We start from the raw sequence: 947 nt of genomic DNA on the forward strand, positions 1-947 counted from the left end.
GGTGTTGCAGAAGACGCCGTTCACGTTCGATGTGTCGGTGTGGGAGTTCTTCTGGCCGTTGCAGGTCGGGGCGCGGTTGGTGGTGGCGGCGCCGGACGGGCACCGCGACCCGGGTTATCTCGCTGCGGTCATGCGCGCACAGTCGGTGACGGTCGCGCACTTCGTGCCGTCGATGCTGGCGGTGTTCGTCGCCGAGTCCGCGGTCGGCGGGATCTCGTCGTTGCGGTACGTCTTCGCGTCCGGCGAGGCCCTCGCCGCCGTCGTCGCCGCCCGGGTGCGGTCGGTGCTGCCGGGCGTGGGCGTGCACAACCTGTACGGGCCGACCGAGGCCGCGGTGGATGTGACGTTCCACGAGGTGACCGACGCGGATGTGGTGTCGGTGCCGATCGGTGCGCCGGTGTGGAACACGCGGGTGTACGTGCTCGACGCCCGGCTGCGCCCGGTCCCGGTGGGGGTGGCCGGGGAGCTGTACCTGGCCGGGGTGCAGTTGGCCCGCGGCTACGTCCGCCGTCCGGATCTGACCGCGGACCGGTTCGTCGCGTCGCCGTTCGGGGCGGCGGGGGAGCGGTTGTACCGCACCGGTGATCTGGTGACGTGGACCGACGCCGGGGAACTCGAGTACATCGGGCGCACGGACTTCCAGGTCAAGCTGCGCGGTCTGCGCATCGAGCTGGGCGAGATCGAGGCCGCGCTGCTGCATGTGCCGGCGGTGGAGCAGGCAGTGGTACTGGTCCGGTCGGATCAGCTGGTGGGGTACGTGGTGCCGGCCGCCGGCGCCGTGTTCGACGAGGACGCGGCGCGGTCGGCGGTGGGACAGATGCTGCCGTCGTACATGGTGCCGTCGGCGTTCGTGGAACTGGATGCGGTGCCGCTGAACGCGTCGGGCAAGCTGGACCGCAAGGCGTTGCCGGAGCCGGTGTTCGAGGTCAAGGCGTTCCGCGCCGCGA

The 947-nt window shown here is 71.2% G+C and carries 1 protein-coding gene; it reads left to right on the forward strand.

All coding sequences use genetic code 11. The features are described 5' to 3' along the window. Positions 1–947, forward strand: a 947-nt coding sequence (locus tag G6038_RS30770) for an amino acid adenylation domain-containing protein (protein WP_165042703.1), incomplete at both ends; no start/stop codon positions are given.

This window comes from Rhodococcus sp. 14C212 (assembly GCF_011058195.1).
Lineage (GTDB): Bacteria > Actinomycetota > Actinomycetes > Mycobacteriales > Mycobacteriaceae > Rhodococcus > Rhodococcus aetherivorans.